Genomic DNA, 20,321 nt, shown 5'->3' on the forward strand with positions numbered 1-20,321 from the left:
GACACCACGCTGTCTTGTCCCGGTTGCTGCTGAAGCGAATGGTTAAGGAGCGCTTGTCTGTTCTTGAGATACCCGTGGTGCTACGGTGTGTGCCGTTCCCGATCGCATGCGTGAAAAGGGCACACCACCCCCCGCTCTGAGGACTCCCAGAACATGCAAGCAGACGTACCTCAACGGACGACACAGCGAAGGCTCTCTCCGAAGGAGCTGGCGGTCACTGCCTCTCTGGGCACGTTGATCGTCACCGCCGGTCTGTGGCTGTGGGCGATCCTGGCCGCCCCGGCCGGCGCCATGGGGCTGATGGCGGCCGTCGGCGGAGGCTCGGCCCTGCTGCTGGCCGGCGCCGCCGGCGCGGCCGTGCACTACGCCGCCACCGCCCGCCAGCTGCGCGAGCAGGCCAGGTGGGCGGAGGCGCGCTATATGTGGCTGCGCCGCGAGAACGCGCGGGTGGCCGAGGAGGCGCTGCCGGCGCTCGGACGCCAGGTACGCGAGGGCGTGCCGCTCGCCGACGCGCTCGCCAGCGTGTCGCGGATCGTGGAGACCTCGGTGCAGCCGCTCGTCCAGGCGATCGGCAGCGAGCTGGACCTGCTCCAGCGCGACCGCGCCGCCGCCCAGAAGGCACGCGCGGTGGCGGAGACCAACGCCCGCGCGGCCCGCCAGGCGATGGAGGACGAGATCTCGCGGCTGTCCGCCGAGACGATGCCGGAGCTCGTACGGCGGATCCGGACGGACCGGATGTCGGTCCGCGCGGCACTGGCCGAAGTGGGCCAGCCCGCGTACGGCCCGCTGCGTGACCTGCTCGGCGAGACGGCGGAGCAGCTCGGCGAGAGCGAGCGCGGGGGCGCCGCGGTCATGGCCGCCTGCGCCGGCGCCGCGGCCCGGGTGCAGGCCCAGGCGACCAGCCTGCTCGCCCAGCTGCGCGGCCTGGAGGAGCAGTACGGCGAGCACGAGGAGATCCTCAGCGACCTGCTCGACCTCGACCACCGGGTCTCCCAGCTCAGCCGCCTGGCCGACAACATCGCCCTGCTGAGCGGCGGCCGGTCCGGGCGGCGGTGGACGCGGCCGATCGTCATGGAGAGCATCCTGCGCGGTGCCATGGGCCGCATCGGCGCCTACCGCCGCATCCGGCTCCACTCCACCAGCACCGTCGCCGTGGCCGGGTACGCCGCGGAAGGCGTGATGCACACGCTGGCCGAGCTGATGGACAACGCCGCCACGTTCTCGGCGCACGGCACGGAGGTGCACGTGTACGCGGACGAGGAGGACGCCGGCGTGGTGATCACGATCGACGACAGCGGCCTCGGCATGCGGCCGCGCGAGCGGCACCACGCGACCAAGCTCGTGTCCGAGCCGCTCGACCTGCGCACGCTCTCCGGCACCAGGCTGGGCCTCGCGGTGGTGGGGCGCCTGGTCGACAAGTACGGCCTCACGGTGAGCTTCCGGCCGTCGGCCCGCGGCGGCACCGGGGTCGTGGTGCTGATCCCGCGCGTACTGATCACGCAGCCCAGTACGGCTGCCGCGCAGCCGCCGGCCGTGCCCGCGCAGGCCGCGCCGCCCACGGAGTCCGTGCCCGCGGAGGAGCATCCGACCGGCGAGGAGCTGCTGCCCAGGCGGCAGCGCGGGCAGACGCTGGCCGAGGCGATGAAGGCGCGGCAGGCGCCGGCGGCCCGGCCGGTGGCGCGCGAGGGGCGCGACTCGGCGGCCAGGTTCGCCGCGTTCCGCCAGGCGGGCGGCCGCAACCGGACAACGTCTCCGCCGGCCGAATCCCCGGCCACTGCTCCAGCCGCGGACGATGCGTGAGCACGCGCCGTCGGTCACCGGAACTTATCGGATCACAGTAAGGAGGCAGGGGCGGCCCCTCCGGCGCCCGCGCCGGACGCCCGCCCCGTCGTTTCGATGAGCACTATCGACGCTGCAGGCACCACCGATCGCGAGCTCGACTGGCTGCTTGAGAACCTCAAGGAGAAGACCCCCGGGGTCAGGTACGTCCTCGTCCTGACCAGGGACGGACTGAAGATGTGCGTCACCGCCGGCCTGGAGCGGGACCGCGCCGACCAGCTCGCGGCCCTGGCCGCGGGCATCCAGAGCCTGTCGCTGAGCGCCTCCGCCGAGTTCGGCGACGGCATCGGCGCGGGGCAGGCGATGGTGGAGTTCGCCGGCGGGCTGCTGCTCATCGTGCCGGCCGGCGAGGGCGCCCACCTCGCCGTGGTGGCCGACGAGGACGGCGACGTGGGCCTGATCGCGCACAACATGAACGAGATGGTCGAGCAGATCGGCGTCTTCCTCTCCGCGGCGCCGCGGAGAGCGCAGCCAGGCGTCGATCGCCCATGACGCCGCGCCCGATCGACCGGGAGAACCCGGACCGGCTCTACACGGTCACCGGCGGCCGCACCCGCGCCGACGAGACCGCGTTCGACTCGGTCTCCCTGATCGTCAGCGAGTGCGAGCCGGCCCCCGGCATGCAGTCGGAGCACGTCAGGATCCTCCAGCTGACCCGGCAGCCGACGGCGGTGGTGGAGATCTCCGCCGAGCTGCGGCTGCCGGTGAGCGTGGTGAAGATCCTGCTGCGCGACCTGCTGGACACCGGCCGCATCACCGTCCGTCACCCGTCGGCCGCCCTCCAGTTCGGGCGGCCGGATCCCGAAACTCTGAGGCAGGTGCTCAGTGCCCTCCAAGACCTCTGACGACGTACGTACACCGCTCCGCGAAACCGCCCTGGACGCACTGAAGATCGTGGTCGTCGGCGGCTTCGGCGTGGGCAAGACGACCATGGTCGGCTCGGTGAGCGAGATCCGCCCGCTGAGCACCGAGGAGGTCATGACCCAGGCCAGCGTGGGCATCGACGACGCCAGCCGGGTGCGGGAGAAGACCACCACCACGGTGGCATTCGACTTCGGCCGGATCACGGTGACGCCGGACAAGGTCCTGTACCTGTTCGGGGCGCCGGGGCAGGAGCGCTTCTGGTTCGTGTGGGATCAGCTCTTCGCGGGCAGCCTGGGCGCGGTCGTCCTGGTGGACACCAGGCGCGTGGAGGACTCGTGGTACTCCATCGACCGGCTTGAGCACCACCGGATGCCGTTCGTCGTGGCCGTCAACCGCTTCGCCGACGGGCCCTCGCTGGATGCCGTGCGCGACGCGCTCGCGCTGTCGCCCGACGTGCCGCTCATCGAGTGCGACGCGCGGAAGAGGTCCTCGTCCAAGCACGTGCTCATCACGCTCGTGGAGCACATCACCCGTATGAACGCCCGTTCGGCCCCGGAGAGCACGTCGTGACCAACCCACTGCTGGAGGGCTACACCGGCCACGCCGACGCCATGCGGATGTACGGGCCCGAGGTCTTCGCCGACCCGGCCGCGGTGTACGAGGAGATGCGCCGCAAGCACGGCCCGATCGTGCCGATCCTGCTCGACGACGACGTACCGGCCTGGCTCGTGGCCGGCTACCGCGAACTGCACCACGTGACCAGCCAGCCGCAGCTCTTCGGCCGCGACCCCAGGCGCTGGAACCTGAAGGACCGGATCCCCGGGGACTGGCCGTCGCGGGCGTACCTGGAGTGGACGCCGTCCCTGATGTTCACCGAGGGCGCCGAGCGCAAGCGGCGCGGCGGCGCCATCGGCGACGCGCTGGACACCATCGACCGCACCGAGCTGACCGCGATCTGCGAGCAGGTCGCCGACCTCCTGCTCGACGAGTTCGCCGGGTACGGCCGGGCCGACCTGATCGCCCAGTACGCCTACCGGACCCCGGCCCAGGTCATCGCCCGGCTCTACGGCCTGGCGGAGTCCGAGCTGCCGGAGCTGATCGAGGACCTGGGCTTCATGCTGGACGGCGGCGAGGAGTCCTTCGCCGGGTTCCTCCGCGTCCAGGACCGCATGGGCGGGCTGATGGCCGCCAAGCGCGACCGGCCGGGGCACGACCTCACTTCTTACCTGCTGGCGCACCCGGCCGGGCTGTCCGAGCTGGAGATCATCCAGGACCTGCTGGTGCTGATAGCGGCCTCCCACGCCGCCACCGCCAACTGGATCGGCAACACGCTGCGGCTCATGCTGATCGACGACGACTTCTCGATGACGCTCCAGGGCGGGCGCAGCAGCGTCGGCGAGGCGCTGATCAGGGTGCTGTGGATGGACCCGCCCGTGCAGAACATGCCCTCGCGCTTTGCCGTACGGGACTGCGACCTGGGCGGGAAGCGCGTGCGCCGGGGCGACCTGCTGCTGCTCGGGTTCGCGGCGGCCAACGCCGATCCGCAGGTGCGGCCGGCCGCGCACGCCCATTCGGGCGCCAACCGGGCGCACATGTCGTTCAGCCACGGCGAGTACGGCTGCCCGTTCCCCGCGCCGGAGCTCGGGGAGATCATCGTCAAGACGGCCATCGAGGTGCTGCTGGACCGGCTGCCCGACGTTCACCTCCTCGGGGAGCCGGAGGAGCTGCGCTGGCGGGCGTCGGTGTGGATGCGCGGCCTGGAGGCCCTGCCCGTCGGGTTCAGCCCGACCGGCCCCGTCGGTCAGGGGCCGGTCGAGGACTGGAGGATGTGATCAGCGGACGGTCTTGCCCGTGGCGCTGAGGTCGCGGCGGAAGGACTCCGGCGCCTTCCACACCGCGAACATGGTGATCAGGGCGCCGAGCATGACGTACCCGGCGACCAGCGGCCAGCGGGCGCCGTCCGCGCCGGCCAGGGCGGTGGCGATGAACGGGGTCAGGCCGCCCGCGAAGATGGAGGCGATCTCGCGGCCGGCCGCGGCGCCGGTGTAGCGGCGCTCGGCGGGGAACAGCTCGGCGAAGAACGCGGGCTGGATGGCGTTGATGGCGTTGTGCCCGAGGTTCAGCACCAGCACGTAACCGAGCACGATCAGCACCATCGACCCGCTGTGCAGCATCGCGAAGAACGGGAACGCCATCACGAACACCACGACCGCGCCGAAGAAGTAGACCGGCCGCCGCCCGATCCTGTCGGAGATCGCGGAGAAGATGCCGTGGCTGATGAAGGAGAGCACGGCGGCGATGAGGATCGCGTTGTTCAGCTGGCTCTTCTCCAGGCCGAGCGCGCTGCTGCCGTAGGACAGCGCGAACACCGTGAGCAGGAAGTACGGCAGCGCCTCGGCGAAGCGCAGGCCGACGATCAGCAGCAGGTTGCGCCAGTCGTCCACGAAGATCGTACGGATCGGGCCGTGCTTGGGACGCTCGGCCTCCACCGCGCCCGCCTCACCCTCCTTGTCACCGGCCACGGCCTTGGTGAAGACGGGGGTCTCGTGCAGGCTGCGCCGCATCCAGAACGTCACGATGAGGACGACGGCCGACAGCAGGAACGGGATCCGCCATCCCCAGCTCAGCAACTGATCGTTGGGGAGCGTGTAGATGTAGGCGAAGACCCCGGTGATGAGGATCTGCGCGGAGAAGCCGCCGGTGTTGGGCCAGGCGCTGAAGAAGCCGCGGCGGTTCGGCGGCGCTGACTCCAATACGATGATCATGGAGCCGCCCCACTCACCGCCGACCGCGAACCCCTGCATCAGCCGCAGCACCACCAGCAGGATCGGGGCCCACATCCCGATCGTCCCGTAGCTCGGCAGCAGGCCGATGAGGATGGTGCTGAGGCCCATCACGACGAGCGTGACCATCAGGGTGGACTTGCGGCCGTGCCGGTCGCCCCGGCTGCCGAAGAAGAGGCCGCCCAGGGGTCTGGCGAGGAAGCCGACGGCGAACGTGCCGAAGGCGGACAGCGTGGCCACGAAGCCGCTGGCGTCGGGGAAGAAGACTTTGGGGAAGACGACGGCGGCCGCCGTCCCGTAGACGAGGAAGTCGTAGTACTCCAGCGTGTTGCCGAGGAAGCTGGATGCCGTGACCTTCCAGGTGTAGCGAAGATCGGGCTTCGGAAGGGTCGCGACCATGGCGCCTCCCTTTCTGCTGGCGGCTTCGATGTTTCCGCAGTGGTTCAGTTGTCGCACACTATTACTTGGAAGACGGTTAACCGTCAACGGTCATCCGTTAACGTTGACCGTATGGAGTTGTGCGGGATAGTCTCCGTTCGGCGAAGAACCTTCGGGCGGGAAGACGAGAGGAGAGCTGGTGGCGATCACCAATCCGCTGCGCAATCCACCGCTCGGTGATCAGTTGCTCATCCAGCTCCGCTCGCTCATCGTGCGTGGCGAGCTGATCGTGGGGACGCACCTGGTCGAGGGCCGGATCGCGGAGCAGTTCGGGGTGAGTCGCGGGCCGGTCCGCGACGCGCTTCGCCAGCTGGAGATCGAAGGGCTGGTCGAGACGCGCAAGCGGGGGGTCTTCGTCCGGGGGTTGTCCGACAAAGATCTCCAGGAGCTTTACTCGCTGCGCGGCGCTCTGGAGAGCCTGGCCATCAAGGAGACCATCGCCCGCCTCGACGCCGCCGACTGGACCTCGATCGACGAGGCCGTCGAGCAGATGCGGGCCGCCGCGGACGACCGCGACGCCGCCAAGTTCGCCGCCGCGGACCTCGACTTCCACAGCGGCTTCTACGTGATCGGCGACAACCGCTGGCTCACCGCCACGTGGGCGCTGCACCGGCCGCTGTTCGCGGCGGTGCTGGAGATCACCAACACCGCCCGTGACCTGGTGCCCGTCGCGCAGGACCACGCCGACCTGCGGGACGTCGTCCGCTCGGGCGACGTCGACGCCGCGCTCGTCGCGCTCGTGTCGCACCTCGACGGCTCCTGCGACCGGATCCGCGCGACGCTGATCGAGCGGGAGCGCACCCAGCCCGCCCTCTAGCCTCCTCGTCCCACCGCCCGCGCCGGACCTTCCAAGGGGTCCGGGGCCCTCCTTCGCCTGCCATCCCTCAACGAGCTGAGGCCCGCCGCGCCTCGACAACGAAAACCACTGACGAACCGAGGCCTTGCCATGCCAGAAAACACCCGGCGCCGCGCCGAGATCCTCTCCGCCGTCCCGACCTTCTTCGACGAGGCGGGCGAGCTCGACCACGCCACCGCCAAGGCGCACTTCACGGATCTCGCGAGCCGCGTCGACGGTGTCTTCGTGTGCGGCACCACCGGCGAGTTCCCGGCGCTGGACCGGGCCGAGCGCCGGGCGGTGACCGAGATCGCGCTGGCCGTGTTCGGCCCCGAGCGGGTCGTGGTGCACGTCGGCGCCGCGGCCACCCGGGAGGCGGTGGCGCTGACCCGCGACGCCGTCGCGATGGGGGCGCGCAGGCTGGCCACGCTGACCCCGTACTACCTGCCCGCCGACAGCGGCGCCGTGCTGCGGCACTTCGCCGCGGTGACGGCGGCGGCCGGTCCGGCCGCCGTCTACGGCTACCTGTTCAGCGAGCGCTCCGGCGTGGTCGTCGAGCCCGCGGACTTCGCCGCGATGGCCGCCGAGACCGGGCTGGCCGGGGCCAAGCTGAGCGGTCTGGCCGCCGACCGGTTCGCCGAGTACCGCGCGGCGCTGCCCGCCTCGGCCGGGCTGTGGTCGGGCTCGGACACCAGGCTCGCCGAGGTCGTCCGCGGCGGCGGCAACGGAGTCGTCTCGGGTCTCTCGTCGGCCTTCCCGGACCCGTTCGCGCGGCTCGCCGACGCCGTGGCCGCCGGGGACGCCGAATCGGAACGTTCCACGCAGGCTCGGGTGGACGAGGTGCTGGCCGCGCTCGGCGGCACCGTGGAGGGCATCAAGCTGGCGCTGAGCCTCCTGGGCCGCGGTACGGGAGCCCTCCGCATGCCTGCCCCCGAGATCGGCCCGGAGCAGCGGCAGCGCATCGCGCGGCTGGCCGAGACCGCCCAAGCACGATGATCACGGCGCGGGTGACCAGATGAGCGAGGCCGGGCGGATCCACCGCGAGTTCGTGACCGTCGACGACCCCCGCTGGACGCAGTGCCACGCGTCCACGCTCGCGGTGGCGGACGGCATTCCCGTCGTCGCGTGGTTCGCGGGCACCAGGGAGGGCACGCCCGACAACCGCATCCGCATCGCCCGGAGCGGCGAGGTGCGCACCCTGGAGACGGGCCGGGACGTCGCCCACTGGAATCCGGTGCTGGCGAGCGGCCCCGACGGCGCCCTGTGGCTGTTCTGCAAGGCCGGCGCGCGCATATCCGAGTGGATCACGCTGGTCACCCGCTCGCATGACGGCGGCGTCACGTGGGAGCCGGTACGCGAGCTCGTCCCGGGAGACCGGTCCGGCGGCCGCGGCCCCGTCAAGAACCCGCCGCTGCTCGCTCCCGGCGGTGGCCCCTGGCTGGCGCCCGGCTCGACGGAGCGGTGGGGCGAGCCGCCCCGGTGGGACCCGTTCGTGGACGTGTCCGGCGACGGCGGGCTGAGCTGGACGCGTACCCCGATCCCCGTGGACCACGACGCGCTCACCGGCGCCGGGCACATCCAGCCCGCGCTGTGGTGGGGGACGAGCGGCCCGGTCGCGTTGATGCGCAGCACCGAGGGGCGGGCGTACCGCTCGACCTCCCCCGACGGCGGGCGCACCTGGACGCCCGCCGAGCCCACGGGCCTGCCGAACAACAACAGCGGCCTCACGGTGGTCGCGCTGCCGTCCGGGCGGGCGGCCTGCGTGCACAACCCGGCCGCCGAGTCGTGGGGCAGCCGCTGCCCGCTCGTCGTCTCGCTGTCGGACGACGACGGGCTGACCTGGCACGCCGGTCCGACCCTGGACGACGGCGCGCTCTCCATAGACCCGGCCGTGCCCCGGCTGCCGCCGGCCGGCGCCGCCGCCCCGGGGTTCGCGCCCGGTGACGACGGCGTCGTGACCAGCGGCGTCGCCGAATACAGCTATCCCTTCGCCGTCGTCACCCCCGACGACCTCCTCGTCACCTACACCTGGCAGCGCAGGGGCATCGTCCTCGCCCGGCTGCCCCTCGCAGATCTGGAGCAGAAGACGCCATGACCAGCCCGTACCGTATGCCCGTTCCCCGCGCGGAGCAGCCCGTCGCGCCGCGCACCGCGTACCTGATCGCCAGCGGAGACCTGCGCCTGTCGGCCAACGTCGCCGGCTGGGCCGCACAGGAGAGCCTGGAGAAGGCCGTCTCGGCGGCCTTCGACGACCTCGGCTGGACGGTGGTCCGCGCGCACGAGGTGGATCCCGCCAAGGGGCACGGCTTCATCGACAGCCAGCGGATGGGCCTGGAGATCTTCAAGGCCATCCCCGCCGACGCGCCGCTGATCGTCGCCGAGGCCGTGTGGCAGTACAGCCACCACGTGCTGGCCGGGCTCCGCACCCACCGGGGCCCGATCCTCACCGTCGCCAACTTCGACGGCACCTGGCCCGGACTGGTCGGCCTGCTCGGGCTCAACGCCGGCCTGACCAAGATGGGCCGCGCGTACTCGACGATCTGGTCCGTCGACTTCACCGACCGCTACTTCCTGGACGGCCTCGCGAGCTGGGTGCGGACCGGCCACATCGCGCACGACTCCTCGCACGTCCGCCCGCTGCCCCCGCTGCCGCCCGGCCCGGAGTCCGGGCTCGGCCTCGCGCTGGCCGAGGAGCTGCTGCGCGACAAGGCCATCATCGGCGTGTTCGACGAGGGCTGCATGGGCATGTACAACGCGATCATCGACGACGAGCTGCTCAACCCCCTCGGGATCTACAAGGAGCGGCTGTCGCAGAGCGCCCTGTACGCCGAGATGCTCAAGGTGCCGGACGCCGAGGCGGCGGCCGTGCGCGCGTGGCTCGACGCCGCCGGGATGCGCTTCGCCACCGGCGCCGACGAGGCCACGGAGCTCACCGACCGGCAGCTGAGCGAGCAGCTCAAGATGTACGTCGCCGCGCTGCGGATCGCCGACGACTTCGGCCTCGACGCCGTCGGGATCCAGTACCAGCAGGGTCTGAAGGACCTGACCCCGGCCTCCGACCTGGCGGAGGGCCTGCTCAACAACGTCGTACGCCCGCCGGTGACCAGCCGCGACGGCGCCCGCGTGCTCTACGACGGCGCCCCGCTGCCGCACTTCAACGAGGCGGACGAGGGCGTGGCCGTGGACGCGCTGGTGACCAACCGGGTGTGGACCGCCATGGGCCTCGACCCCGCGACCACGCTGCACGACGTGCGCTGGGGCGAGCAGTACGGCGACGACTTCGTCTGGGTCTACGAGATCTCCGGCTCCGTGCCGCCGTCCCACCTGACCGGCGGGTACGCGGGCGCGGTGAGCTGGCGGCAGAACCCGATGTACTTCCCCGCCGGCGGCGGCACCATCAAGGGCGTGAGCAAGCCGGGCGAGATCGTCTGGTCCCGGCTCTACATCGCCGAGGCCCGGCTCCAGCTCGACCTCGGCCGCGCCTCCGTCGTGGAGCTGCCGGAGGAGGAGACCGAGCGGCGGTGGGCGGCCACCAACCCCGAGTGGCCGATCGCGCACGTCGTGCACCACGGGGTCGACCGCGACCAGTTCATGGCCCGCCACAAGGCCAATCACGTCCAGGTCGCCTACGCTCCCGACGCCGCCACGGCCGACAAGGCGCTGGTGGCGAAGGCGGCGTTCTTCCAGCGGCTCGGTGTGGAGGTGCACGTGTGCGGGGACGTCGCCATCTGAGGCGTACCCGGTCATGAGGGCGGTCCCGCTCGCACCCGGACGAGCCGGGCCGCCGCACCACGCCTCCGGTGACACAAGGAAATATCCGCTCTGTCGCGACTCCCGTGGCAATATTGACGGCGGGACCGGACTGTGGCGAGTTGCCGATTGAGGATATGGATGTCGACTGCTCACGGCATGGGTGACCTGGCGGAAACGCTCGGTGGTGATGCCGCCCACTCCGGGCCGACCGCGCTGCGTATTCTCGTGGGTGCACAATTGCGACGGCTGCGCGAGTCCGCCGGGATCTCCCGGGAGGACGCCGGCTACGCCATCCGCAGCTCACACTCCAAGATCAGCCGCATGGAGGGCGGGCGCACGAGCTTCAAGCCGCGTGACGTCTCCGACCTGCTCATCATGTACGGCGTCGCCGACGAGGCCGAGCGCGCGGCCCTGCTCGCCCTGGCCAAGCAGGCCAACGAGCCCAGCTGGTGGCACGACTACCGCGACGTGATCCCCGACTGGTTCGAGGCGTACCTGGGGCTGGAGCAGGACGCCTCGCTGATCCGCGTCCACGAGATGCAGTTCGTGCCCGGCCTGCTGCAGACCGAAGACTACGCCCGCGCGATCTTCACCATGGGCAACAAGGGCGAGTCCGAGGAGCGGATCGAGCGCCGGGTCGAGGTACGGATGCGCCGCCGGCTCATTCTCGAGCCGCCCACGTCACGCAAGCTCTGGGTGGTGCTGGACGAGGCGGTGCTCCGGCACCAGGTCGGCAGCCCCGCGATCATGCGCGGCCAGCTCGAACACCTCGGCCGGATGGCCGCGCGGCCTCACATCACCGTGCAGGTGGTCCCGTTCGGCTGCGGCTGGGCCATGGGCGGCGTCGGCCCCGTCACCATCCTGCGCTTCCCGCAGTTCGAGCTGCACGACGTCGTCTACCTCGAACAGCTGACCAACGCCCAGTACCTCACCAAGAGGGCAGACGTCCTGCCGTACCAGAGGCTGATGGACGAGCTCGGCGTGCACGCCTCGCCCCCGACCGCCACCCCGGCGCTCCTGCGCGAGATCATCGCCGAGCTCTGACCGTCACGGCTTGCGCGCGACCCCGCAGAACGCGTCGACCTCCGGCGGCAGCCCGAACACGTCGGACTCCACCTGCCAGCGGGAGACGGACACGATGCCCGGCTCCACCAGCTCCAGCCCGTCGAAGAACCGCGCGATCTCCTCGGGAGTCCGCAGCCGGTACTCGTAGACCTCGCCCTTGTCGCGCAGCCGCTCGGCCTCCGCGGCGGCGTCGGGCTTGACGATGTTCGTGCCGTCCTCGAACACCAGGTAGCTGCCCGAGGGCAGCGCGCCGAGCAGGTGCTCGACCAGCCGGTACGCCTCGTCGTCGTCGAAGACCGTGCCCATCACGCCGAGGAGCATGAGCGCGGTCGGGCGGCTCAGGTCGAGTGTCTTGGAGGCGAACTCCAGGATGGTGCCGGGGTCGCGGACGTCGGCCTCGATGTAGTCGCAGGCGCCGCGGGGGTCGCTGGTGAGCAGGGCTTGCGCGTGCACCAGGACGAGAGGGTCGTTGTCCACGTACACCACCCGGCTGGTGGGATCCACCCGTTGTGCCACCTCGTGGGTGTGATCAACGGTCGGCAAGCCCGTACCGATGTCCAAGAACTGCCTGATTCCTACCGTTCCGGCGAGATATCGAACGGAACGTCCCAAGAAGACGCGGGAATGGCGGGCGATGTCCTCCATGCCCGGATAGATGTCCCGGAGTTTCTCAGCCAGTTGGCGGTCGGCCGGATAGTTGTCCTTTCCACCCAGCCAAAAGTTCCAGACCCTGGCCTGATGCGGCTTGCTGGTGTCGATCCTGGAGAGGAGTGCGGGATCCAGGGGTGAATGATCTGTCACGAGAGCTTCACCTCATATGTCGCATCTGCGGTTTTTGCCTTTTCTACCAGGTCTGCATGAACCTGTGGGGGCGGGTGGCCGTACCTCGTTGCAGGACTATGCGAGGAGGACGGCCACGTGCGGCACCGGATCACGAGCGTAGGCGTCGGAGCGCTGCTGTCGCTGGGCCTGATCACCGCCCCCGCGGGCGCGCACGGAGCATTGGAGAGCCCGCTCAGCCGGGCGGCGGCCTGCGGCGCCGACAGCCCGCTGAAGACGCGGCCGGCCGCCTGCCGCGCCGCCGTGGCGGCCGGGGGGAGGACGGCGACCGCGGAATGGGACAACCTGCGGGTGGCGAACGTCGCCGGCAGGGACCGTGAGACGATCCCGGACGGCAAGCTGTGCAGCGGCGGCATCCCGGAGTTCAAGGGGCTCGACCTCGCGCGCGCCGACTGGCCCGCGACCACGCTCAAGCCGGGGGTGCGCTTCACCTTCCGCTACCGCGGCACGATCCCGCACCAGGGCACGTTCCGGCTGTACGTCACGAAGAAGGGTTACGACCCGGCCAAGCCGCTGAAGTGGGCCGACCTGGAGCGCAAGCCCTTCCTCCAGGTCACCGACCCGAAGCTGACGGACGGCTCGTACGCGATCAAGGGCCGCCTGCCCTCGGGCCGGACCGGTCGCCACCTGATCTACACGATCTGGCAGAACTCCGACACGCCGGACACCTATTACTCGTGCTCGGACGTCGTCTTCCGCAACACCGCCTCTGGTCCCGCCGCCGGCGCGCGGGCCCAGCCCGGGCCGGCGACCGCGTACCGGCTCACCGGGTACACCGGGATGCCGTGGCTGGTCACCGCCGCGGCGCTGTTCGCGATCGGCGCCGGGGCGATGGTCATCCTCCTGGCCCGGCCGCGCCGCCACCGCTGACCACCTCCTAGCCCGGCGTGGGGCCGGCCTCCTGGTCGAGGAGAGCGGAGCTGAGGCCGCAGACCGCGGTGACCAGGTTTTCGCCCAGCTCGCGCCACGACCGTTCGGCGGTGGCCGGATCGACCCGTCCGGAGGCCAGGTCGCCTTCGAGTTCGGCGCACATGTGCACGATGAGCAGGCGGGTCATGGACGCGTACCGCTCGATCAGCTCGGGGTCGCGCTCCTGCCCGCGCGGGGGTCGCAGCTGCTCCAGGCGCTGGAACGACGGCGTGCTCACGCTCGCCTCGGTCGTGTGGTCGCGCAGGGACGGCTCCACGACGGCCTGGGCGAGGAAGCGCCCGTACCAGGACGGGGTGCCCAGCTCGATGTGGTGCTCGATGCTCGGGGCGATGACGCAGGTGATCCAATCGCGGCGCGACACCTCGCCCGAGGACTCCAGCTCGGCCACCATCGGGGCCCGGAGCCGGTCGATCTCGGCCGCGTGGCGGGCGAGGATCGCCTGGATCAGCTCGTCGCGGGTGCTGAAGTGGTATTGGACGGCGGACTTGTTGCGCTGGCCCGCCGCCTCGCGGATCATCCTGATCGAGACGTTGGCGAACCCGTGCTCCGCGTAGAGCCGCTCCGCGGTGTGCATGAGCTTGTCGCGGGCGCGCAGCGAGCGGGGTGACGGCGTGGCGACCGCCGTGCTGACTTTCATGATCGATCCTTGAACTCGTCCTGCTGTGCCGTCCCCCGATCGATTATCGCCCTCGCCACGAGCACGGATGACGCCGGCGGCCCGCCGAGCGGTCCACCGGCGCCGTGCTCAGGAGGTCACCAGGTGACCCATACGTCCTGGAGCCCTCCCGACAGCCCTCCGGTGCGAAGGCGCAGGTCGTCCGGGGCGTCCCGCAACCGCAGGCCGGGCAGCCTGCGCGTCAGGGTGCCCAGCACGACCTGGAGCTCTAGCCTGGCCAGCGGCTGGCCGAGGCAGTAGTGCGGTCCGGCGCCGAAGGTGAGGTGCTGGTTGCTGTTCTGCCGCCGCGCGTCGAACCGCTCGGGGTCCGTGAACTTGGCCGGGTCGCGGTTGGCGGCGGGGATGTTGGGGATCAGCGTGCTGCCCGCGGGCACCGTGACCTCGCTGAGCTCGACGTCCTCGGTGATGAACCGGGGCACCCCGCCGATGACCGACAGCGTGCTGTCCAGGCGCAGCACCTCCTCGACGGTGCCCGGGATCAGGTCGGGGTCGTCGATCACGGCCTCGTAGCGATCCCGGTCGGCGAGCAGCATCGCCACCATGATCGCGATCATGTTCGAGGTCGTCTCGTGGCCGGCCAGGAGCAGGCCGCGCACGGTGGAGATGAGCTCGTCCTGGCTGAGCCGGCCGTCCTCGGCGTCGGTGATCTGGGTCAGCTCGCTGAGCAGGTCGTCGCCCGGGTTCTCCCGGTTGTGGTCGACCAGGTCGGACACGTACGAGGTGAATTCCTGGTACGCCTGGTCGACCTCCTCCTGGGTGTTGCGCGTCAGCGTGAGCATGGTCCTGGACCAGTGCGCGAACTTGTCCTGGTCCTCGCTCGGCGCGCCGACCAGCGCGCAGATGACCCGCACCGGGAGCGGCAGGCCCAGCCCGGCCGACAGGTTGCCGGGGGAGCCCTTGGCCAGCATCGCGTCCAGCAGGTCGTCGGTCATCGCCTGGACCTTGAGCCGCCACACCTCCATCTTCCGCGCCGTGAACCAGCGGCTGAGCAGGCGTCGCCACCGCATGTGGCCCTGCCCTTCCCTGATGTCCATGGTGCCTTCGTTGCGCCGGTTGAACAGCCCGCCGTCTTTGGTCGTGGACAGCCGGGCGGCGCCCTCCCTGGCGAGGTTGCGGCTGAAGCGCGGGTCCGCCATGACGGCGCGGGCATCGTCGTACCTGGTCACCAGGGTGGCCACGTCCCCGCTCGGCAGCCGTACGTGCGACACCGGGCACTTGTCCCGCAGCTCCGCCAGCTGTGGCGGCGGCTCCAGGGCGGTGGGGCGGTCGAACGGGAAATCGGGGATCGCGTCAGCGGTCATGTGTCCTCCAGCTCGGAAGCCTGACCCTTCCGAATATAAGTCGGCCGCCTTATTAAGGCAATCGCCTTGAAACCCGCACCGAGCGGGCTCAGGCCGCGTTGGCGCGCTGGGCGGACTGGTAGACGGCCATTGCCTCGTTCCCGAAGAAGGGCCCGAACATGAACTGGGGGGCGAAGTCGTACTTGAAGCTGTTGACCGAGTTCAGCCAGCCCAGCCCGGTGGACTCGTTGAACCCCTGGAACCACGGCCCGCCGCTCGACCCGCCGGTCATGTTGCAGCGCAGGCCCTGGTCCCTGGTCTGGACGGTGTCGTTGAACGTGCGCCCGCTGCAGTAGATCAGCCGGGAGCCGTCGAAGGGCGCGGCCGCCGGGTAGCCGAAGGAGAACATCTGCCGTCCCCTGGGCTGGTTGAACGCAATCCCCTGCCCGCCGACCACGTCGGTCAGCGTCTGCCCCTGCAGCGGCGCGACCACGGCGGCGGCGACGTCGAAGTTGATGTCCTCGTTGGCGTTCCACTGCTGCGTGGTGAGCAAGCTGGTGGCGACCCAGGTGCCGAACGGGCGCCGCCCGTTGTCGAACCCGGGCACGAACACCCAGTTGCGGTGCGCGGCCCCGTTCATCTTCACGCAGTGCCCGGCGGTCATCACGACGCTCTCATTGGCGCTGGTCACTGCCGAGCCCGAACAGGAGGCGTTGCCGCCCTCCGCGGTGGTGAAGAAGACGCGCCCGGTGGTGCGGACGATGGCGCCGCCGTCGGTCCACCGCAGGCCGGGGCTGTTGGGCACCACGGCCTGCAGTCGCTGGTTGACGGCCTGGGTGCCGGCGACCGACCAGGCCGCGCCCCGGGTGGCGGCGCCGCTGCCGGTCGACCAGGAAGAGCGCTGGACCGAGCCGTTCCGGCTGGCCCACGGGGAGCCCTCGGTCGGCCCGCTCGACTGGCTGCGGCGCGGCGGCGGGTCCCCCAGCGGCTGCGCCGCCAGCATGCGCTGTGGTGTCCAGTACTGCAGGACGCTCCTGCGTTCCGACCAGGAGTCCGCGCCGGACCAGCCGACGGGCCTGGGACCGAGGCCGCTCGGTGCGCTCGCCTGGGCGGCGCCCGCCGGGACCAGAGCGCCCGCCAGAGCGAGCGCGACGGCGGAGAGCAGGACGACTCTGCGATGCATTCGTACCTCCCGAAACCGGAATCTGCCGCATGGAGGTACGTACAGCGCTAAGTATCTTCCTCAAGGCATGCACATATTGATATAGCGCCATTACCGGACGAACTGCTGCCGATACCGGGAGTAACCGCCACCGCCGCCGCCATTTGCGGTGATGAGCTGCGCTGTTCACGCAGAGGCGTCAGACTGTTACCCGCGGCCATCGCCCTTCGGCGGTCCAGGTCATAGACGCCGGGAGGACCAAGCGATGGCCGCACCCGGGTCTCGCGCCGTCGCGACGGCGCGAGCGCACTGTGGTTGACTGCCTCCTCGACGACCTGGCCGTCGTCGTCGAGGAGGTTCACCCCGAACTAGCGGCCCGTCTCGGTGGACCAGAGCGGGCGCTTGCCGTCGTAGATGACGACGTTGCCGTCGTCCTGCATCTCCAGCCGCGCGCCGGGGTTCTTGCCGGTCTCGGAGTCCCACAGCGGCGTCGTGCCCTTGTAGACGACCAGGTTGCCGTCCTTCTGCATCTCCAGCCGCGCGCCCGGGTTCCCGCCCGTCTTCGAGTCCCACAGGGCCTTGCCGGCCTTGTAGAGCACGAGGTTGCCGTCCTCCTGCATGGCGAGCTGGTAGTCGCCGTTGCGGGAGCGTACGTACTGGTTGGGCTTGAGACCGTAGCCGGGCTTGAGCACGCTGATCGTGGCGTGGCGGGTCCACAGCGGGGTCTTGCCGGCGTAGATGACCAGGTTCCCGTCGTCCTGGACGGCCAGGCGGGCGCCGGGGGTGTCGGTGTTCGAGGCCCACAGCGGGGTCTTGCCGCGGTAGACGACCAGGTTCCCGTCCTCCTGCATGGCGGCGAACGCGCCCGGGCTGTCGCCGGTCTGGCTGCTCCACAGCGCCGTGCTGCCCCGGTACAGGACCAGGTTGCCGTCGGTCTGCTGCTGCAGGACGTAGTCGCCGCCGGACGACCGTACGGAGTCACCCGCCTTGAGCAGCTGACCCGGGTTCAACCACGTCGTACGCTCGACGCCCGCCGTGACGCTGTGGGCCGTGGCCGCCGACGCGGAGGGCGCGACCGAGCCCACGACCACCACGCTCGCCAGCGCCAGGGCCCCGACGTATGCCGATATCTTTCGCATGCTGCTCCCCCAGTGAGGTGATCAAGGAGAGCGACACTAATCAACGGCCGCCATGGGGCCGACTCATTTCGAAAGGCCTGAAACTGTCGGCTCGCTACAGCAGATCCTCGTGGCGGACGGCCGCCTCCTGCCTGACCTCCGCCAGGAACGCCTCGACCGGGCCCCGCCGCAGCGGGTCGGTGCTCTCGTCGACGAGGGTGCCCAGCGGGTGCACGCGGTGCACGTCCAGCAGCCAGCAGCCGTGGATGGCCTCCAGCAGGTTCTCCAGCAGGTCGAGGGCCGGGCGGGCCGGGTCGAGCGGGGTGATCGGCAGGTAGACGGCGTCGAAGTCGAGCCCGAGCTCGGGGTGGTCGGCGTGGGCCCGCTCGGCGAGCTCCTCGGCCGCGGTGATGCGGTATCTGGCCTCCGTGACGCCGCTGAGGTGGCCCTCGGCGATGTGCAGCGCGTGGCGGATCATCGGCATGACGGCCTGCCGGGGGGACATGCCCGCGCCTATCGAGGTCACGATCTCGGTGAGGCTCTCCTGGACGAGCGGCCTGATGCCGTCGACCCGGGCCACGACCTGCGCCGGGTGCAGGCGGGCGCGGCGGGCGGTGGTGGAGGCCGCCGCGTAGAGCCAGTGCGCGGCGGCGATGGCGGCCGCGGCCGGATCCACGTGGGTGAACAGCTCCTCGGGGCCGAAGGGGTGCCGGTGCAGCAGGCCGTCGGCCTGGGCGACCTGGAGAGGGGAGGCGTCCTCGCGGCTGAGGACGACGGCCTGCTGGGCCCGGTCGGACAGGTCGCCGAGCTCGGCCTGCTCGATTGCGGCCAGCTCGTCGGTGACCTCGGTGATGATGCGGACCGTGAGCTGCGAGATGTCGAAGGCGCGCAGGGAACGGCCGACGCGATGGGCGCTGTCCTCGACCCTGGTGGTCGCCGTGGGGAACGGGCTGCCGATGGAGGGGCCCGGGCTGGTCAGCGCGGGGACGATGGCGGCGAAGGCGTCGCGTTCGCACTGCCGGTACCAGCCCAGGCTGTTGGGCCCGTGCCGCTCCGCGGTGCTGGCCGGATGGGTGTAGCAGCGCCAGCAGGCCTGTGACAGGTCGGTCAGGGACGTGGCCAGCCGCAGGGCGTCCCAGGGGGAACGGGCCCGGGGCAGTTCGGCGACGGTGGTGGCGCTGTCGCCGATGCCGGTGCTCCATTGGGCGATGAGCATGTTGCGGCTGTGATCTATGGCGTACCGGGTCACGCGACCTCCTCGGCTGAAGGGGGCGGGGTGAGCGTGATGGCATGCCCAGGATGCTGTATTCACCGGTGCCCCGGAGGGGATTCGCTCCGACTGCAGGTCGCTGATCTGCGCTTTTGCCGGGAAATGCGGCGTAACTCCTCTGGCAGAAGCCGAAGGCCGCCAGGCGGCAGGGCCGCGCGCATCGCGTTCGTCGCGCGCGGCCCTGGCGGCGTCAGGAGACGGACAGGTAGAACGCCGAGTCGCCCCGCACCCTGAAGCCGACCTGGCTGTAGACGGCGATGGTGTCCAGGCGGGTCTCGCCGCACGCCGACGACGGATTGAGCTCGACGGACAGCGAGCGCGGAGCGGAGTACTCGCCGATGGGCGTGACGTGGATCGCCGTCGCGCCGGTGAAGTCCACGCTCTCGTCGACGGACACGCAGTAGACGCCCCTGTACGGGTGCCAGACGTCGTTGACGTGGCTGCCCTCGATCAGGGAACCGTCCATGTCCACCTCGGCCGACGCCTGGGCGTACGGCGTGTCCGCGTGGGCGGCGACCGGCGTCAGGACGGCGGCTGCGGCGAGCACTCCTGCGGCAATGCGCCTGATGTTCTTCATTGGTTGTCCCTTCGGTCCAGATCAGGAGATGGAGAGGTCGAAACCGGAGTCGGCGAGCCGCGCCGTGTGGGGGTTGAAGACGTTGACCGTGACGGTGTTGGTCCGGTGGCAGGTCGCCGAGGGGTTCCTGAAGGCGATGTGCGGCAGTCGCAGCGCGTGGCGCGCGGTGATCTGGATGACTGCCTCGGTCACGTCGACGTCTTGGGCGACCTGCACGCAGTACTTGCCGGTGGCCGCCCGCCAGGTCGCGACGATGTTCTTGCCCAGGTTGAGCCTGCCGTCCGCGTCGACGACCGCCCCGGCCCGCGCGTACGGGGCCTTGAGTTCGTCGGCGTACACGGCAGGGCCGGTTGCCAGGACGAGACCGGTGGCGGTCAGAGCGAGCCCGCCCGCCAGGATACGACGGAGCATGAAGTCCCCCTCGGTTACAGACAGATGTGTGCCACGACAGAAAGTAATTACGGGAGGGGGATTGCGACGCGAGCCACCCCGGAAGGCGACGCTCAAGCTTTTTTGATCAACCGCAAGCGAACCCGTGGCCCATCGCAGGCGTCATGCCTCCTCCGGCGGCCGTGTTCGCGGCCGCCGGAGGAGTGCGGTTCAGGCCGGCATCAGGGTGCCCAGGCCCCTTGGACGGCGAAGCGGACACTGGGGTCGAGGGAGATATCGAACATGATGCCGACTATCGCCCCGAGGATGGATCTCCACCAGGATGTGGCGCCGGGGATGTCCGGAACTTTGGGAGTCTGGTCCTAAGGGAGCGGGATCACGGGCCCGTAACGTCGTGAACTGCGCCTTTGGGAAGGTTCTGACCTGTTTATCCGAAAAATACACATCTTGTGGCCTTTCGCCGAGACGGAAGAACGTCAGTGGGAAGGATTAGCGTGGGGC

20 protein-coding genes are annotated in these 20,321 nt (G+C 70.6%); 11 read left to right on the plus strand and 9 right to left on the minus strand.

Going from position 1 to position 20,321, the window contains the following annotated elements; genetic code table 11:
- Positions 1-234 precede the first annotated feature (234 nt).
- From ABZX61_RS12255 to ABZX61_RS12275, 5 genes are all read left to right on the plus strand, one after another.
- Positions 235-1,800 (plus strand): ATP-binding protein, encoded by a 1,566-nt coding sequence (locus tag ABZX61_RS12255; protein WP_350723424.1) that lies wholly within the window; start codon positions 235-237, stop codon positions 1,798-1,800.
- A gap of 96 nt (positions 1,801-1,896) precedes the next feature.
- Positions 1,897-2,331 carry a roadblock/LC7 domain-containing protein gene (locus ABZX61_RS12260; protein ID WP_350723423.1) on the plus strand — a complete coding sequence of 145 codons (435 nt, stop codon included), beginning with the start codon at positions 1,897-1,899 and terminating at the stop codon, positions 2,329-2,331.
- Complete coding sequence (locus ABZX61_RS12265; protein ID WP_355193889.1) at positions 2,328-2,684, plus strand: DUF742 domain-containing protein; 357 nt, start codon at positions 2,328-2,330, stop codon at positions 2,682-2,684. The genes ABZX61_RS12260 and ABZX61_RS12265 overlap by 4 nt, the downstream gene beginning before the upstream one ends.
- The gene (locus ABZX61_RS12270) at positions 2,665-3,273 is read left to right on the plus strand and encodes an ATP/GTP-binding protein (RefSeq protein WP_350723419.1); all 609 of its coding nucleotides are present in this window, start codon (positions 2,665-2,667) and stop codon (positions 3,271-3,273) included. The genes ABZX61_RS12265 and ABZX61_RS12270 overlap by 20 nt, the downstream gene beginning before the upstream one ends.
- Positions 3,270-4,535 (plus strand): cytochrome P450, encoded by a 1,266-nt coding sequence (locus tag ABZX61_RS12275; protein ID WP_355193891.1) that lies wholly within the window; start codon positions 3,270-3,272, stop codon positions 4,533-4,535. The genes ABZX61_RS12270 and ABZX61_RS12275 overlap by 4 nt, the downstream gene beginning before the upstream one ends.
- On the opposite strand, the gene ABZX61_RS12280 is transcribed toward ABZX61_RS12275, so the two are convergent.
- On the minus strand, positions 4,536-5,885 hold the full coding sequence (locus ABZX61_RS12280) for an MFS transporter (protein WP_355193893.1): 1,350 nt from the start codon (positions 5,883-5,885) through the stop codon (positions 4,536-4,538). It abuts the gene before it with no gap.
- A 178-nt stretch (positions 5,886-6,063) separates the two neighbouring features.
- On the opposite strand from ABZX61_RS12280, the gene ABZX61_RS12285 reads away from it, so the two are divergent.
- The 5 genes from ABZX61_RS12285 (at position 6,064) to ABZX61_RS12305 (ending at position 11,556) form a co-directional block, all read left to right on the plus strand.
- Positions 6,064-6,741, plus strand: a complete 678-nt coding sequence (locus ABZX61_RS12285) for a GntR family transcriptional regulator (protein WP_355193895.1) — start codon at positions 6,064-6,066, stop codon at positions 6,739-6,741.
- 129 nt (positions 6,742-6,870) lie between these two features.
- Entirely contained in the window at positions 6,871-7,755 is an 885-nt protein-coding gene (locus ABZX61_RS12290) for a dihydrodipicolinate synthase family protein (protein ID WP_355193897.1), read from the plus strand.
- 19 nt (positions 7,756-7,774) lie between these two features.
- The gene (locus ABZX61_RS12295; RefSeq protein WP_355193899.1) at positions 7,775-8,854 is read left to right on the plus strand and encodes a sialidase family protein; all 1,080 of its coding nucleotides are present in this window, start codon (positions 7,775-7,777) and stop codon (positions 8,852-8,854) included.
- Entirely contained in the window at positions 8,851-10,491 is a 1,641-nt protein-coding gene (locus tag ABZX61_RS12300; protein ID WP_355193901.1) for a hypothetical protein, read from the plus strand. The genes ABZX61_RS12295 and ABZX61_RS12300 overlap by 4 nt, the downstream gene beginning before the upstream one ends.
- A gap of 159 nt (positions 10,492-10,650) precedes the next feature.
- The gene (locus ABZX61_RS12305; protein ID WP_350723406.1) at positions 10,651-11,556 is read left to right on the plus strand and encodes a helix-turn-helix transcriptional regulator; all 906 of its coding nucleotides are present in this window, start codon (positions 10,651-10,653) and stop codon (positions 11,554-11,556) included.
- A 3-nt stretch (positions 11,557-11,559) separates the two neighbouring features.
- Here ABZX61_RS12305 and ABZX61_RS12310 read toward each other — a convergent pair whose 3' ends face one another.
- Positions 11,560-12,378, minus strand: coding sequence for an SAM-dependent methyltransferase (locus ABZX61_RS12310; protein WP_355193903.1), 819 nt, complete (start codon positions 12,376-12,378; stop codon positions 11,560-11,562).
- Positions 12,379-12,495: 117 nt separating this feature from the next.
- On the opposite strand from ABZX61_RS12310, the gene ABZX61_RS12315 reads away from it, so the two are divergent.
- Complete coding sequence (locus tag ABZX61_RS12315; protein WP_355193905.1) at positions 12,496-13,287, plus strand: lytic polysaccharide monooxygenase; 792 nt, start codon at positions 12,496-12,498, stop codon at positions 13,285-13,287.
- A gap of 7 nt (positions 13,288-13,294) precedes the next feature.
- On the opposite strand, the gene ABZX61_RS12320 is transcribed toward ABZX61_RS12315, so the two are convergent.
- The 7 genes from ABZX61_RS12320 to ABZX61_RS12350 form a co-directional block, all read right to left on the minus strand.
- A complete protein-coding gene (locus tag ABZX61_RS12320) occupies positions 13,295-13,984 on the minus strand; it encodes a helix-turn-helix domain-containing protein (protein WP_355193907.1) in 690 nt (229 codons plus the stop codon).
- A 116-nt stretch (positions 13,985-14,100) separates the two neighbouring features.
- Positions 14,101-15,324, minus strand: coding sequence for a cytochrome P450 (locus ABZX61_RS12325; RefSeq protein ID WP_355193909.1), 1,224 nt, complete (start codon positions 15,322-15,324; stop codon positions 14,101-14,103).
- Between the two features lie 88 nt (positions 15,325-15,412).
- Positions 15,413-16,486, minus strand: a complete 1,074-nt coding sequence (locus ABZX61_RS12330; protein ID WP_350723397.1) for a peptidase — start codon at positions 16,484-16,486, stop codon at positions 15,413-15,415.
- A 347-nt stretch (positions 16,487-16,833) separates the two neighbouring features.
- Positions 16,834-17,604: a hypothetical protein gene (locus ABZX61_RS12335; RefSeq protein ID WP_355193911.1), complete on the minus strand. Its 771-nt coding sequence runs from the start codon at positions 17,602-17,604 to the stop codon at positions 16,834-16,836.
- Between the two features lie 94 nt (positions 17,605-17,698).
- Entirely contained in the window at positions 17,699-18,832 is a 1,134-nt protein-coding gene (locus ABZX61_RS12340) for a hypothetical protein (protein ID WP_355193912.1), read from the minus strand.
- 211 nt (positions 18,833-19,043) lie between these two features.
- Positions 19,044-19,430: a hypothetical protein gene (locus ABZX61_RS12345; protein ID WP_350723391.1), complete on the minus strand. Its 387-nt coding sequence runs from the start codon at positions 19,428-19,430 to the stop codon at positions 19,044-19,046.
- A gap of 21 nt (positions 19,431-19,451) precedes the next feature.
- Entirely contained in the window at positions 19,452-19,841 is a 390-nt protein-coding gene (locus tag ABZX61_RS12350) for a hypothetical protein (protein ID WP_350723390.1), read from the minus strand.
- Positions 19,842-20,321: the final 480 nt, after the last annotated feature.

It is taken from the genome of Nonomuraea sp. NPDC003709, assembly GCF_040610775.1.
In the GTDB taxonomy this organism is placed as follows: Bacteria; Actinomycetota; Actinomycetes; order Streptosporangiales; family Streptosporangiaceae; genus Nonomuraea; species Nonomuraea angiospora_A.

Bases quoted from the DNA above. Each gene is read 5' to 3' on its own strand.
- ABZX61_RS12260 (WP_350723423.1), top strand. From the start codon at position 1,897: ATGAGCACTATCGACGCTGCAGGCACCACCGATCGCGAGCTCGACTGG.
- ABZX61_RS12300 (WP_355193901.1), top strand. From the start codon at position 8,851: ATGACCAGCCCGTACCGTATGCCCGTTCCCCGCGCGGAGCAGCCCGTC.
- ABZX61_RS12350 (WP_350723390.1), bottom strand. From the start codon at position 19,841: ATGCTCCGTCGTATCCTGGCGGGCGGGCTCGCTCTGACCGCCACCGGT.
- ABZX61_RS12335 (WP_355193911.1), bottom strand. From the start codon at position 17,604: ATGCGAAAGATATCGGCATACGTCGGGGCCCTGGCGCTGGCGAGCGTG.
- ABZX61_RS12345 (WP_350723391.1), bottom strand. From the start codon at position 19,430: ATGAAGAACATCAGGCGCATTGCCGCAGGAGTGCTCGCCGCAGCCGCC.
- ABZX61_RS12290 (WP_355193897.1), top strand. From the start codon at position 6,871: ATGCCAGAAAACACCCGGCGCCGCGCCGAGATCCTCTCCGCCGTCCCG.
- ABZX61_RS12295 (WP_355193899.1), top strand. From the start codon at position 7,775: ATGAGCGAGGCCGGGCGGATCCACCGCGAGTTCGTGACCGTCGACGAC.
- ABZX61_RS12280 (WP_355193893.1), bottom strand. From the start codon at position 5,885: ATGGTCGCGACCCTTCCGAAGCCCGATCTTCGCTACACCTGGAAGGTC.
- ABZX61_RS12330 (WP_350723397.1), bottom strand. From the start codon at position 16,486: ATGCATCGCAGAGTCGTCCTGCTCTCCGCCGTCGCGCTCGCTCTGGCG.
- ABZX61_RS12320 (WP_355193907.1), bottom strand. From the start codon at position 13,984: ATGAAAGTCAGCACGGCGGTCGCCACGCCGTCACCCCGCTCGCTGCGC.
- ABZX61_RS12305 (WP_350723406.1), top strand. From the start codon at position 10,651: ATGTCGACTGCTCACGGCATGGGTGACCTGGCGGAAACGCTCGGTGGT.
- ABZX61_RS12325 (WP_355193909.1), bottom strand. From the start codon at position 15,324: ATGACCGCTGACGCGATCCCCGATTTCCCGTTCGACCGCCCCACCGCC.
- ABZX61_RS12265 (WP_355193889.1), top strand. From the start codon at position 2,328: ATGACGCCGCGCCCGATCGACCGGGAGAACCCGGACCGGCTCTACACG.